Origin of the sequence: Vibrio sp. V43_P6S15P86, assembly GCF_009904725.1 — a bacterium.
GTDB classification, from domain to species: Bacteria; Pseudomonadota; Gammaproteobacteria; order Enterobacterales; family Vibrionaceae; genus Vibrio; species Vibrio diabolicus.
On the sequence record NZ_WXWT01000055.1, the window covers coordinates 1 to 14708 of the forward strand.

10 protein-coding genes are annotated in these 14708 nt (G+C 47.8%); 7 read left to right on the plus strand and 3 right to left on the minus strand.

What is annotated here, in order from left to right; translation table 11 throughout:
• Window positions 1-10: 10 nt before the first annotated feature.
• From CAG69_RS02535 to fecE, 6 genes are all read left to right on the plus strand, one after another.
• The gene (locus tag CAG69_RS02535; protein ID WP_161442585.1) at window positions 11-2047 is read left to right on the plus strand and encodes a TonB-dependent receptor; all 2037 of its coding nucleotides are present in this window, start codon (window positions 11-13) and stop codon (window positions 2045-2047) included.
• Window positions 2048-2167: 120 nt separating this feature from the next.
• Window positions 2168-4306, plus strand: a complete 2139-nt coding sequence (gene pvuA, locus CAG69_RS02540) for a TonB-dependent siderophore vibrioferrin receptor PvuA (RefSeq protein WP_161442587.1) — start codon at window positions 2168-2170, stop codon at window positions 4304-4306.
• 101 nt (window positions 4307-4407) lie between these two features.
• Window positions 4408-5331 (plus strand): Fe(3+) dicitrate ABC transporter substrate-binding protein FecB, encoded by a 924-nt coding sequence (locus CAG69_RS02545; protein WP_033906853.1) that lies wholly within the window; start codon window positions 4408-4410, stop codon window positions 5329-5331.
• Between the two features lie 74 nt (window positions 5332-5405).
• Entirely contained in the window at window positions 5406-6365 is a 960-nt protein-coding gene (locus CAG69_RS02550) for a FecCD family ABC transporter permease (protein ID WP_257976837.1), read from the plus strand.
• Window positions 6362-7333, plus strand: a complete 972-nt coding sequence (locus CAG69_RS02555; protein ID WP_161442591.1) for a FecCD family ABC transporter permease — start codon at window positions 6362-6364, stop codon at window positions 7331-7333. Before CAG69_RS02550 ends, CAG69_RS02555 begins: the two co-directional genes overlap by 4 nt.
• Before the next feature lie 2 nt (window positions 7334-7335).
• Entirely contained in the window at window positions 7336-8100 is a 765-nt protein-coding gene (fecE, locus tag CAG69_RS02560) for a Fe(3+) dicitrate ABC transporter ATP-binding protein FecE (protein WP_020841541.1), read from the plus strand.
• Between the two features lie 118 nt (window positions 8101-8218).
• Here the strand turns inward: fecE and CAG69_RS02565 are convergent, their stop codons facing one another.
• The gene (locus tag CAG69_RS02565; protein WP_161442593.1) at window positions 8219-10105 is read right to left on the minus strand and encodes a methyl-accepting chemotaxis protein; all 1887 of its coding nucleotides are present in this window, start codon (window positions 10103-10105) and stop codon (window positions 8219-8221) included.
• Between the two features lie 364 nt (window positions 10106-10469).
• Here CAG69_RS02565 and CAG69_RS02570 point away from each other — a divergent pair, with 364 nt between their 5' ends.
• A complete protein-coding gene (locus CAG69_RS02570) occupies window positions 10470-13220 on the plus strand; it encodes a M16 family metallopeptidase (RefSeq protein ID WP_161442595.1) in 2751 nt (916 codons plus the stop codon).
• An 88-nt stretch (window positions 13221-13308) separates the two neighbouring features.
• On the opposite strand, the gene CAG69_RS02575 is transcribed toward CAG69_RS02570, so the two are convergent.
• On the minus strand, window positions 13309-13761 hold the full coding sequence (locus CAG69_RS02575; protein ID WP_080619267.1) for a bactofilin family protein: 453 nt from the start codon (window positions 13759-13761) through the stop codon (window positions 13309-13311).
• The gene (locus CAG69_RS02580; protein WP_005395595.1) at window positions 13665-14618 is read right to left on the minus strand and encodes a M23 family metallopeptidase; all 954 of its coding nucleotides are present in this window, start codon (window positions 14616-14618) and stop codon (window positions 13665-13667) included. The genes CAG69_RS02575 and CAG69_RS02580 overlap by 97 nt, the downstream gene beginning before the upstream one ends.
• Window positions 14619-14708: the final 90 nt, after the last annotated feature.

Below are 14708 nucleotides of genomic sequence, written 5' to 3' on the forward strand. Positions count from 1 at the left end.
GAATTATGGAATGAATAAATTATTGACCCTGACCCCCTTGGCGGTCGCGATTGGTTCTTCATTAGTAGCACCAAGCGCAGTGGCTTCAGAAGAGACGAACTCAACCCCATCAGCAACTGAAACGATTCAAGTCTTCGGTCATCAGTACGAAGGTTATGCTGAACACATGCCTCAATCAGGCACCAAAACCGATGTGGAATGGCTTGATGTGCCACAAGCGGTATCCGTAGTAACGAAAACAGAAATGCAAGACCGAGGCGCGGTGCGTTTAGTGGATGCGCTAGATGGGGTAGCCGGGGTCAATAACACCTTGGGCGAAGGCAGCCGCGATCAGTTCATGATCCGTGGTTTTGATTCACTCAACGATATGTACCGTGATGGCTTGCGAGATGACGGTACGTTGCAGTCTTACCGCAGCTTAGCGAACGTTGAACGCGTTGAAATTGTGAAAGGTCCTGCGGGTGCTTTGTATGGCCGTGGTTCGGCTGGGGGCATCATCAACTTGGTGACGAAACGCGCTAACGGTGAGAATTTTACTCACGTAAACGGCAGTGTAGGTAGCAACAACCAGTATGTCGGTCAGGTCGACAGCTCAATGGCGTTTTCAGATAAGGTCAACGGGCGTATTAACTTGGAATACCGTCAAGCCGACTCGTACGTTGATCATGTTGATTCAAACGATTTCTTCATTGCACCGACCATTCGTGTGTTACCAGCGGATGGTCACACCATTGATATTGACGTGGAATACGCCCATCAAGAACTAGTGCCGTATCGTGGTGTGCCATCAAAAAATGGCAAGCCAGTTGATTTGCCAGTAAGCACTTACTTTGGCGGCACAAACGACTATCAGGAGTCAGACAGTCTCCGTATTGCGGTGGATTACGAATGGCGTCTGAATGATCAATGGGTATGGAACAACCGAGCGGCGTTCAACCATATCGAACTTGAGCAAAAAGGCACGCGTCAGGGCAAAGTGACGGGTAATGAAGTGTCTCAAACCGTCAACAACTTTGGTTACGATCCACGTACTACGACCACTTTACAATCTGAGTTGGTTTGGGAAACCAGGGACAATCAATTGATGGTGGGTGCAGATTTCAACCAGATCGATATCGACCTAACGTTGGCAAGTGACAAAACGCTTCCTGCACAAAATATCTACGACCCAGTCGTTGGTCCAACGCCTGATCCGGGCTTTAAGCCATTTCGTGACAATACCACCACCACGACAGGTTTGTATGTGCAAGACGTCTATACGTGGGGTGACCTTTCTTTGATCGGTAACGTGCGTTACGACTCGATGGAGCTAGAACAACAAAAAGCGGGCTCAGATAAGGAAAAATTGGATGATGACAAAGTCAGCTACCGTGCTGGTTTGGTATACCGCATCAATTCCGACACATCCGTATACGCCAGTTTAGCGCGCTCTTGGCAGTTACCGTACGCTGGTATCTACATCAATCCAAAATTGGCGGAATTCTTCCACACCGACTTAAAAGAGGTGGGGGCGAAAGCGTACCTTTTGGATAACGCATTAATGTTGAATGCTGCACTGTTCCAGATTGATCAAGAGCAACCACAAACTAACGTGGACGGCGATGTGATCGATAAAATTGAAGTGCGTCACCAAGGTATTGAATTAGAGGCTCGCGGTCAAATCACCAAACAGTGGGACATCTCTGTGGGTTACAGCTACTTGGACGCGGAAGACAAAGCCACAGGCAAAAAGCCGAACGATGTATCAGACCACTTGTTCTCTCTTTGGAGCACTTACCAATTGGATGACAACTGGCGTTTAGGCGGTGGTGTGAAGTACGTGGGCGACCGTTACGCAGGTAACGACGAAGCTGTCGCACTTGGCGATTACACAACGGTGGATTTGATGGCGGCGTACACCACTGGTCGTCATAAAATCCAAGCGAACGCTTACAACATTTTGGATGAGAAATACATTCTTGGCGCAACAAACGGCACGTCTGGCTTAAACCAGATTGGCTACGGCGCACCAGCCGAGTTTATGCTCAGCTACGGATATCAGTTCTAGGCTTTTTGTGCGTAGTTAGCGCCTGTTAGCCGATTTTTTCCTCATATTGAGGATGTTTAGCCCCGAGAGCCTACGGGATGTATTCTGCCCGAGGCTCAATTTCTCGCAAAGGAGATCTTAATGTCTTACCAGAATTTGGATGGTAAAGTGCGTGTACGTGCTGGTTTGTCTACCACTTACAGTGTGCTTGCGATTGCAATCGCTTCTGCCACCTCCATGAGCGCACTTGCCGCTCCTGCCGCAAAAAACGAAACCACCGTGATGGAAACGGTTGTTGTCACTGGCAGCGTGATTGGCAACTCTGACATTGAAGACGTCAAAGAGTACCCAGGTGCTCGTACCGTCATTACCCGCGATCAAATCGAGAAAACCGCCGCAGGCTCGATTGATAACGCGCTGCAGCGCGTGCCGGGTATTAAAGTTCAGGATGAAAGCGGAACGGGCGTATTGCCTAACATTTCCGTACGTGGTTTGAAAGCAAGCCGCAGTGGTCATGCGCAGTTCTTGATGGATGGTGTGCCGCTAACGCTCGCACCATACGGCCATACTGGTCAGTCTATCTTCCCAGCAACACTGTCGATGCTTGATCGTATTGACATTGTACGCGGTGGTGCCGCAGTACAGTACGGCCCAAACAACGTCGGTGGTGTGATCAACTTAGTGACCAAACCGATTCCACACACGTGGCAAACTGAAATCAGTAACCGCCTTACCGTGTTTGATGGCGGTGATGCGCCGCTGAATGATTTTTACCTACGCACGGGCGGCTGGTTGAGCGACACATTTGCACTACAGTTGGAAGGTAACTTCCTAAAAGGTGAAAGCTTCCGTGAACATTCCGATACGGACGTGAAGAACTTTCAAGCTAAAGCACAGTGGCTATTGAGTGACACTCAAGAGATTCAAGCATTCCTGCAACGTTACGATGCTGAAACGCAAATGCCGGGTGCACTTTCGCCACAAGACTACGAACAAGATCGTCACCAATCGAAACGTCCTTACGATGATTATGAAGGTAAGTCGACGCGCTGGAGTGTTAAGTACATCCACGATTTGCCATTTGCCGACAGTGCCGAGCTAGAAGTGCTAACGTTTGGCCATAAGTCAGAGCGTCTTTTCAAGTGGGGCTTTAACAGCGCGGGTGGCCATTGGGCGGATCCGGCTCTGCCAGCGACGGACGTTCGTACCTCTCCACGTGAATTTACCGTGTATGGTATAGAGCCAAAAATGGCGATGTACTTTGGCGAAGGTAAATCCGTTACTCAAAACTGGATCGTGGGTACCCGTTATGTTAATGAAGACATTGACTACAAACTCACTCAGACTCCAATCGCCGGTGGTGCAACCAGCGTTCCGCGTGATTGGCATCTAGATACGGACGCGTTTGCTGGATACGTTAGCAACGAAATTGGTTTGTTCAATGATACATTGAAGGTAACGCCTGGGTTGCGTGTTGAGTCGGTTCGAATGACGTTTACCGATCGTGGTAAAAAACAAACGGCAGACAACACCGTGACGGAATGGTTGCCAGGTTTGACGGTGGCATACAACTTAACTGACCAGTGGGTGACGTATGCGAACGCGCAAAAATCACTTCGTGCGCCACAAATTGCCTACATCCGAGGTTTGGGTGAAGAAGGTAGCGAACTGGCTTGGAACTACGAAGTCGGCGCGCGTTACACCCAAGATGCGACCAGCTTTAACGCTGCACTTTATCGCATCGACTTTGAAGATCAATTGCAATGGCAAAGCTCAACGCAGACCTTCGATAACATCGGAAAAACACTTCACCAAGGCATAGAGCTTTCTGCTCGTTACGTGCCTGAAGCACTACCTGCACTGAGTTTAGGCGCAAGCTACAACTACCTAGACGCTACGCTTGAAGAAGAAGGCGCGAATAAAGGTAATCAACTGCCTTACACCTCTAAGCATCAGCTTGGTTGGGATGCAACCTACGCATTTTACGGCATGGACACCACGCTATCGGGCTTCTACTTCAGTGACTCGTATACCGATAACGCCAACACCAGTGCCGAAGATGCAACAGGCGCAACGGGTAAAGTACCATCTTACATGGTGTGGAATTTCAACTTGGGGACGGATTTATACAAAGACGACAAAGGCAAGTTGCGCATGAATGTTGCGGTGAACAACTTGTTTGACGAGGAGTATTACTTCCGCGGGATTGATACAAGCCCAGTTGGTCGGTACCCAGCTCCGGGACGCTCTTACACACTGGATCTGAACTATCAGTTTTAAGCGTTTCGTTCACCGAGTTTGAAAAGAAAAGTCGCCAATTTACCTTGGCGACTTTGCCGATCTTAGGTACTGGAAAACTCTTAGCACTGGAAAAAAGCAAGATGAAAAATAAAAAACAATTTACGATCAAACACTTTTCAACCGTTTTGCTGATGCTACTGAGCTCAGCTTTGATGTCATTTAGCGCATTTTCTCAGGCGCGCAGCGTGCAAGATGAGCAAGGCACTTTTGAGCTAGAAGCGATACCTCAACGTATTGTGGTTTTAGAATTTTCGTTTGTCGATGCATTAGCGGCAGTCGATGTCTCACCGGTAGGCGTCGCCGATGACAACGATGCCACACGAGTCATTCCTGCTGTTCGTGCCAAGGTTGAGCCTTGGCAATCGGTCGGCATGCGCTCGCAACCGAGTTTAGAGGCGATTGCGGTGCTCAAGCCGGATTTGATCATTGCTGATGCAGAACGTCATCGCGCGATTTATCAAGATTTGCAGCGAATTGCGCCAACTTTGCTGTTAAAAAGCCGTGGTGAGACATATCAAGAAAATCTCGAATCCGCACACAAAATCGGCGTGGCAATTGGCAAACAAGCGAAAATGACACAACGAATTGAGCAGCACAAACAGACCATGGCGGAGTTCAAACAGCATTTTGCAACACAAGAAACCATTCAGTTTGGTGTGGTTTCCGATAAAGGGATGTGGCTGCATAGCCCGGTTTCTTACGCTGGGGGCGTTTTGAGTACGCTGGGCATCCAAAGTCCGCTGGCTCCATCTGAGCAAAAAGCGTATATCCCAACCAGTTTCGAACTTTTACTAAAAACCAACCCTGATTGGTTGTTAGTTGGACTTTATTCTCAACCAAATATTGTGGATGAGTGGCGCAAAAATCCATTGTTTAAGTTGCTAACTGCTGCAAAAAAACAGCAACTTGTTGAGGTTTCTCCTGAACTGTGGTCGTTAAATCGCGGCATGTTGGCTGCGGAAGAAATTGCCCGCAATCTTGAAGCGTTATTGGAGCGCTCATGAGTGCGGCGATAAGCTCGGAAAGCGCGTCTTCGGTTAGCAAATCGCATTGGAAAGCGAGCTTGTTTGTCTGTGCTATGGCGTTGTGTACGCTCTCAGGCTATGCAGCTTCAATGATTGGCTGGTCCAACTTTTCTTTGAGCGTTAATGATCTGACAAGCTATTGGTTTGCGTTTGATGAGGGCAATATGCTGCATCAAATCCTCGCGACGCTGCGTGCGCCTCGTACCTATGCTGGGTTACTAATTGGCGCTTCGCTTGCGGTATCCGGAGTGCTGATGCAAGGATTGACTCGTAACCCTTTGGCGTCGCCATCCATTCTCGGCATTAATGCTGGTGCGGCTTGTTTTATGGCCTTGGCGTCCATCGGCGTACCATTCTTTAGTCAATTGAACCCAATCATCAACGCAGTACTCGGCGCGCTACTAAGTGGTGGTGCGGTCATGTTGTTGGGTGGTTTTTTCTCCGCGCGTTCTCACCCATTGCGTTTAGTGCTAGCGGGCATTGCCATCAGTGCACTGCTGATAGGGTTAACTCGTGCGTCGGTAATTTTGGCGGATGACATGGCTTACAGCGTGTTGCATTGGTTAACGGGTTCACTCTCTGCGGTAGATTCTGAGCAGTGGCAGCAACTGTGGCCTTTTGCGACCTTAGGTTTGGTGCTTGCCATGGGCTTAGCGCGAAACTTAAATTTACTCGCGTTGGGGGACGAAGTTGCTGTTGGGCTAGGTGGTAACATTCGTCTTACGCGATTTATCAGTGGTTTAGCGGTTGTGCTGTTGGCAGGAACTAGCGTAGCGATTGCTGGGCCAATTGGCTTTGTCGGGTTGTTAGTGCCGCACTTGGTACGCCCGATTGTTGGTCACAACTATCACATTCTCATTCCGGTTTCAGCCTTGTGTGGCGCGGCATTGGTGACGTGGTCAGATGCTTTATCACGAGCGATTGCCTTTCCGGCTGAAACGCCAGTGGGCGTGATTACCGCACTGTTGGGCACACCTTGCTTTATCGCGATTGCAATGAGGAAATCATCATGATGAATCAAACCAAACTGTTTGCATTACTTGGATTGTTGCTGATTGCGTCTTCTCTCACGCTGTTTGTTGGCGCGGCGAACATGTCGGCTCAACAGGTTTTTGCATTACTGTTTTCTTTCTCTGGCTCGGACTTTGTGATTCACCAATATCGATTACCGAGAATGTTGCTCGCCATTGGCGTGGGCGCTGGGTTGGGGCTGTCAGGCGTTTTAGTGCAAGGCGTCATCCGTAATCCACTTGCCTCACCAGATTTAATGGGGATAAGCGCCGGAGCAGGACTGGCGGCTACCGCTTGTTTGGTGCTGTATCCGAATGCGCCAGTGGCAATGTTGCCGATGGTCGCCATGGCGGGAGGCTTGCTTGCTGCTGGCTTTATTGCTGTGCTGGCTTACTGGTCGAAACCAACACCAGCACGTTTGGCGCTGATTGGTGTTGCTGTCAGCGCATTTTTAGCCAGCGGTATCGATTTTCTTCTGATTGTGCACCCTATCGAAATCAACACGGCGATGGTATGGCTAACCGGCAGTTTGTGGGGACGAAACTGGCAACAAGTGCCGTTTATTTGGAGTGCTCTATTGCTGCTACTGCCATTGGCGTTTTGGTTGGCATGGAGGTTAGACGTGATGGGACTGGGAGAAGAAAGCGCCACTACACTTGGCACGAAACCAAGACAGATCCAAATTCTTGCGCTGATTGCTGCCGTGCTATTGGCGAGCATCAGTGTGTCTGTGGCAGGCACGATCAGCTTTGTTGGCCTGCTTGCGCCGCATCTTGCGCGTTTGCTATTTGGCCACAACCACAAGTTGTTGATTCCTGCTTCTGCAACCCTTGGCGCGCTGTTGGTGATTTGCGCCGATGGTCTAGCGAGAGGCTTACAGCCACCAATTGAGTTGCCAGCGGGTGTGCTGACTTCTGTTATTGGCGCACCATATTTCATTTTTCTTTTGTATCGTTATCGAGGTTGGTAAGCATGTTACGAACGCAGAATTTATCCGTCGCGTACGGCAAACAGACTATTATTCCGGATCTCTCTTTGTCGATTCCTCAAGGTAAAATTACCGCGCTTGTTGGCCCAAATGGTTGCGGTAAGTCGACACTATTAAAAACCTTGGTACGCATCAATAAACCAGCTTCTGGCCAAGTGTTGTATGACGAAAAACCACTAAGCAACTACGGCGATAAACGCTTGGCGCGTTCGTTGTCTTTGCTGCCGCAAATTCTTGTCAGCCCTGAAGGTATTACCGTCAGAAAACTGGTCGAATATGGCCGCTCGCCTTACCTCTCTCATTGGGGCAGGTTAAGTCAACAAGACAAAGCCTTAGTCGAGCAAGCAATGCAAGATACTGGCGTGATAGAGTTTGCTGACAAGCCAGTTGAATCGTTGTCTGGTGGTCAAAGACAAAGGGCGTGGATTGCGATGGTAATGGCGCAAGATACCGACGTAGTGATGCTTGATGAACCAACCACTTACTTGGATCTCTCTCACCAAGTTGAGCTGATGAAACTTATGAGGCAGATGAACGACAAAGGCAAAACTGTAGTGGTAGTGCTGCACGATCTAAACCAAGCGTGCCGTTACTGTGATCATTTGGTGGTGTTGGAAAAAGGTCAGTTAGTCACTCAGGGAACGCCGCAAGAGGTACTAACAGAGGGCATGTTGGCATCGGTGTTTGATTTACAAGCGAGAGTATTTAACGACCCAATCTCAGGTACGCCGATGTGTGTGGCGGTGTAGGTCTTACGTCTTTCGAAAGCTATCTGCAATAAAAACGTCGAGCCATAAAAATAAACCCCGCTAGTTATACATTTGCTAGCGGGGTTTGTTGTTTTTAAGTGCGTTCCTAACGTGGCGTTTAAGCCAGTTTAAACGTCGCTACTTTCGAGTTGAGATCCTCGGCTTGTGATTTCAGCTCAGCAGATTGATTCATCGATTCTTCGGCACCAACCACCAAGTGATCAGTCACATCTTTAATTGACGTGACGTTTTGTGTGATTTCATTGGTTACGTGCGTTTGCTCTTCGGCTGCGGTCGCGATTTGCGTTGCCATATCGCTGATCAACGCAACGGCCGCGTTGATTTCATCCAAAGCCAGTGCTGCGCGATCGGCATCTTCCACTGATCCTTGGGCAAGTTGAGAGCTTGTATCCATGATGGTCACAGCGCGTTGTGTGGTCTGTTGCAAAGTCTCGATCGTCGAGCGAATCTCTTCGGTTGAGGTGTGTGTGCGTTGTGATAGCACGCGAACCTCGTCTGCAACAACGGCAAAACCGCGACCTTGTTCACCTGCACGCGCCGCTTCAATCGCCGCATTCAGAGCCAGTAAGTTGGTTTGCTCTGCGATGTCTCGAATCGTTGATAGTACGGTTGAGATGTCTTGCGCGTGCTGGTTGAGCTCGCCGATGACAACGCTCGCCTGGTTGACTTCAGAAGACAAATTGTTGATGGACGACTTGGAGTTGATCACCAATTCATGACCATTTTGTGTGCTCGCTGAAGAGTCTTGAGCGGCTTTAGCCGTCTGCTCTGCATGCGCTGCAATCTCTTGCGTTGCCGATGCCATTTCAGTCACAGCGGTCGCCACCATAGTAATTTCTTGTTGCTGATGGTTCAGATCAGAAACCGACTGATTCGCGCGAGTCGTGCTCAGCTCCGATTGTTGGCTCAGTTCTTCCGCTTGGTGACGAATGTGACCAATAAGTTGCTGCAAACTTTCAACGAACTGGTTGAAGTTTTCAGCCAGTTCACCAACTTCGTCACGGTTTTCTACTTTGATGCGTTGAGTCAGGTCGCCGCTACCGTTGGCGATTTGCGCGAGCGCATTCGAAACATTGTAGAGCGGACGGAACAAGATGTTACATAACAGGTTAAACAAAGCCACACAGATAACGACGACGATAGTGGTTGCGATGATTTGATCCCAAACAGCATCGTAAAGTGGGGCAACCAACGAGTTTTGATCTAACACTGTGACCGTTGTGAGTTTGGTGCCCTCAATATGGCGCGCGTAAACCACATATTCGGTGTTGTTAATCGAGACACGACGCTCTGTGCCGGAACGTGCGGCAGAGGTAATATCGCTGTTGTTTAGGCCCAGCTTGCTAACAGGTTGATTCAGCAGCTTACCGTCGTTATGGGTGAAAATATTGCCATGTTCATTGGCAATAAACATATAGCCTTCACCCGGCAGGATCACTTGGTTGAGGCTGTTTAAAATATCTCCAATTTCGACATCTGCACCCAGAACGACGGTTTGACCATGTAGTTGCAGGGCTTTACCGAGCGACACGACGTTGGCCCCCGTGGCCGCTGCGACGGTTGGGTTATCCATAAAGACTTTCGATGGATTGGCAATGGCGTTGGTGTACCAACCCCATTTGCGTGGGTCGTTATTACCTGGTGGCAAAACCACCCCATTGGCGTTGTCTTGTGAGCCGTCTGGGTAAGCGAGAAAGACGTTATCAAACGCGCCAGAGTCTCGGACTTGTTTCAAGTGCGTAACCAGAGAACGCTTCTCTGAATCGGAAGAGAGTGACGTCAGTGCTCGCTCTTTTGAGAGTAACCAGTCCTTTACGTATTGATTGTAAGATGCGCTGGTGCTCTCTAGTCGTTGCGCGACTTCGACATCCAGTCTGTTTAATGAATCTCGAAAAGACAGCCCTTCTACCAGCACTCCCCCGAGAATGATGGCAGCACTGGCAGAGATCGCCAGTTTGTTTTTTAATGATAGATTTTTGAACATAAAGCGAATAATAGATCTTTGAATAATAGTTGTTGTGTTTTTATTCTCATCAGGACTCACCGAGCCGTTGAATATGCAGCAGAAAGTCAGATTCGAATCTGTTCAATAATTATATTTTATTGCTCAAAATAAATACTGACTCCATGTCGCGATTTTGAGTTTTACATCAAATAAGAAAAAGGCTTTTAAGCTGTGTTATTTATCTATTTGTAAAGTAAGGATTTGTCTATTTTTGTAAATGATAATTAATTTCATTAAAAGGTGATTTACGTCACATTTGAGTAGTAAATAATCCATTAAAAATGTGAAGGTCATGGAACGAGGATTATATTGATCGGCTTAATCATTGTTATGGGCAATAGTTATGCGCAGTATATTGTTAGTCCCCGCGTTATTACTGTCAGGGTGTGCTCTGACACAACAATCGACGCCGATTCAGCCTGACGCCAACTGGCATGTCGACCAGTTATCGAACGGTATGAAATACCATCTTTACCCAACAAAAGACCAAGAAGTATCGGTCCGTTTGGTTCTGAATGTCGGCTCATTCCAAGAAGAAACCAATCAAAAAGGTTACGCTCACTTTGTTGAGCACATGGCGTTTAATGGCAGCACGCATTTTACCGGCAACGACGTTGTTAAACTTTTCGAGCAATCTGGTGGTAGCTTTGGTGCCGATATCAACGCCTTTACCACTTATCAGCAAACTTCTTACCAACTTGATCTTGCCAATAATACAAAGCTGGAAGATGCCCTGAAGTGGATGAGAGATATCGGAAACGGACTTCAGTTTGCTCCTGAACAAGTAGAGAAAGAAAAAGGGGTGATTCTTGGTGAATGGCGACGTGCTAACCCGGATGATAAGTCCTTTTCTATGCATGCTTATCAATCGTCGATTGAAGGCACTATGTATGGTGAACACGACCCAATTGGTACTCGCGAAGCGATTCAAAATGCCTCATCAAGCAAGCTAAAAGCGTTTTACGACAAGTGGTACCAACCACAAAATGCCGAGTTGGTTGTGACCGGTAATATCGACGTGGATTCACTGTCCAATATTATCAAAAACAAATTCTCGAACTGGGAAAGCACCTCGGATACCGTAATAGAGAAGCGCCGCGATATTCGAGTGAATAACCAAAACCGAATCTTGCCAAGTAACACGATGGAATCACCAAGCCTTCATTTAGTGATTGAGCGTGGTCTAAGTGGCAGCACTACGATTGAACAGCAGCATCAAGTGTGGCGTGATGAAGTCGCAACACAGCTAATTCAACAACGTCTGATTCGTGTACTTAATGATGCCGCTGAACCTTTTCAGTATGCTTATGCCCAGCCTTACTATTCCAACTACCAGCGCATGATGTCGGCAGGTATTTCGTTTGGGCCTGAGCGTCGTGAACAAATGCATCAAACTTTCATCAGCACGTTGGCGTCACTGAGAGATTATGGTGCGACCCAATTTGAGTTAGAGAGCATCATGTCAAATTGGCAAGGTGAGCTCGCAAATATTGATTCAGACTGGGACCAACGTAAGCCAAACAGTTATGCAGAAGCGCGCGTTTTTCAAATTGACCAAGGCAGTGTGAGTCAATCAAAAGAGAGTTACGCCCAGAGTTTGTCTGAATTCATCAACAACGAGAATCTAGAGAGCATTAACACGCAATTGAATGCCTTGTTGTCTGAGCAACCAATCTTTGTGATTGGGTTAGGGAAAAGTGAAACGTCAGCTCAGTTCAATGATGTATTTACCGATCTATACAGTGCCTACCTCCAAACGGGCGAAAAACCGTTAGAGATGTATGACAAAGTGGATGGATTCTTACAGCCTACTCAAGAAGGTACCATCACCAGCATGCGTCAGGAAGCGGGTGGCTTTCAAGTTTATACGCTATCAAACGGTGTCGAAGTGTGGTTCCAAAAAGATGCCAAAGCGGGTGGCCGAGCTTATATTTACTATGCTAGCCAAGGCGGTAAAGCCGCCGTTGATCCAGCGTTATATGCTGCGTATGAAATCGCTGCAACGACGGCGATACGCAGTGGGTTAGGGGCATTTTCTGGTTCAGAGTTAGACAGTTACTTACGCAAAAATAACATTGCGCTTAGCGCGATTCTCGATGCGACCAGTCACGGTTCACAAATTACCGCGCCAACAACGCATTTAACTTACGCGTTGAATGGGTTGTACAACCTAGCGACGGAGATCAAAGTTGACGAGCGCCAGATGGCGGCAGCAAAGCAAGAGTTTAAACAGCAGAGTGGTGCTTTTTTTGAATCACCGATGGGAAAACTGATTCAAAAAGCAAACGGCAATTCTTATTTGCCAGGTAGTCGTCATCGTATAGTGTCCAGTGACGATGTTGAACAAGTGACTTCCGAGCAAATATTGGCGGTGCATGAGCAACTTTTCAAAACCAATGATGGTTTTAAGATGGTTATTGTAGCAAATGTCGAGCCGGAAGAAATTACGCCACTCTTGCGTAAGTATGTGGCCTCCATCGAGATGAAACCGGGTCGTTCGATTGATTACCATGTTGCGTTCAACACCGACGTGCCGGCGCGAACAGTCGTTGCGGATGGTCATGAACCTTCATCGTTGTACGTAATGCGTTTGACTAACACGAACGATTACCAACGTACGGCAAGGGACACGGTTATCGAAGATATTCTACAACGTATCAGTAATGCGCGTGTCTTGGATATTGTGCGAGAAGAGTCTAGTCTCGATTACAGCCCAAATATTTACACCGTGACGCAAGATCGCGAACCAATCTCTGATTGGCTCTTGGAATCTCAAGTTGAGCCCGAAGACGTGGCAGTTTTAGATAGCAAGTTAGGCAAAATGTTTGATGACTTAGCTTCGAACATCACGCAAAAAGAAGTGGATACGGCAGCGAAGCAATTGGCAGTAGCGATGCAAGGATTAGATGATAACCCTGCTCAGCGCGCATGGTCGTATACTCGATACTTAGTGCATGATTACGGCGTCGATGTGTTACTTGACGTTGAGAAAGCGGCTAAGAGTGTGACATTAGAAGAAGTGAAAGCGCATGCGAAAGCGACTTTTGGTCCGCAAGCAAAGCGCTCGGTGATGATTTTAAACCCGGCCGAATAATCACTGTAGTTTCTAACGACGCTCGTGTCTCTAGTAATAAAAAAGACGGCGTGAAAGCCGTCTTTTTTATGCACTTTAACCAAAGAGTTTACGCTGATTTACGCGCAGGTCGCTTTTCATTGTTGGTATTGTTTTCTTTCGTGCTGGCGTTTTCTTGAGCCTTTCCTTTCAGTGTCACCACTTCTTTTTCAGGTAATTCGGCCGCCTCACCAAAGAATTTACCACCCGGTTCGATGCTGAGGTTATTACTCCAGATCCTCCCACTTACACGTCCCTTGGCAAGTACTTGAATGTGTTCTGCGTGACAGTTACCATCCATCATGCCATTGATGATCAGTTGTTTAGCGTAGATCTCACCGTTTACTCGGCCGCTTTCTGCAACGACGAGAGTGCCTTCTACATTAATTTGACCATCGACGATGCCATCAATCTGGACATCGTTTTCTACTTTGAGTTCTCCGCTAACAGCACAGCCTTTGGCGATGAGAGTTGAAGCTGCTGAGCTACTCGTTGTTCCACGGTTTTGATTAAAGATTCCCATCGTATTCTTCGCTCCTTAGTAAAAATGTCTTCGAAATCATTGAGGCTCCAATCGACAAATGGCTTCGGATTCAGTGCTCGCCCAACAAAACGCACCTCGTAGTGAAGGTGAGGGCCAGAAGAGAGCCCACTGTTGCCGGAAATTGCAATCAGTTGTCCTTTTTTGACGAACTGACCGCTTTTTACTTTGAACTTTTTCAAGTGCGAATAAGAACTCGAAAAACCGAAAGAATGTTGCAGCCTGAGGAAGTTACCAGAGCCTTTATTGCTGCGGCGGGTGACTTCCACAACCCCATCTGCTGGGGCATAAACCTTAGTACCGGTATTCACGGCAAAATCGAGCCCGCGATGCATCTTAGCGACTTTTGTCACCGGATGAATGCGCTTACCGAAGCGAGAAGAGAGCCGCGCTTTACCGACCGGAGACCCGCTTGGTATTTGGTTTAACAACACCATGCGAACGTTCGATGTAATCGCCGCCGCATCAAGTCGGGCATCCAAATTATCCGTGGTAGTATGTTCTCCAACTCCAAGGACTTTCTCTAACTCTCCCAAACGCTCCGAAACAAGTTGTACTCGTTCTTCTCGCTCTGAGAGATCACTTTCCAGCTCGGATTTTAATGCTTTCAGTGTGCTGAGCTCTTCACCCATAGTGCGCGAATGTTCTGTCAATTCAGCTTGTTTTAACGCGGCATTATCGACGCGAGTGTACAAGTGATGAATTAAGATCGCGGTTGCGGCCAGAGCAATGACAAAAAAGCATAAAAACGTTTTTAGATTGCGTTGCATCCTTTTACTGAAGTACCAATGTCTGGAGCCATTGATGGTTGATATAGAGATCGTCAACTGGTCTTTCATCGTCTTCTACTGCTCGTATCTGGTATACGTCTCGTCACTGAGTTAATGGGAATGTAAGGAAAACAAACGGGGACCGCTAGAGGCAAATTG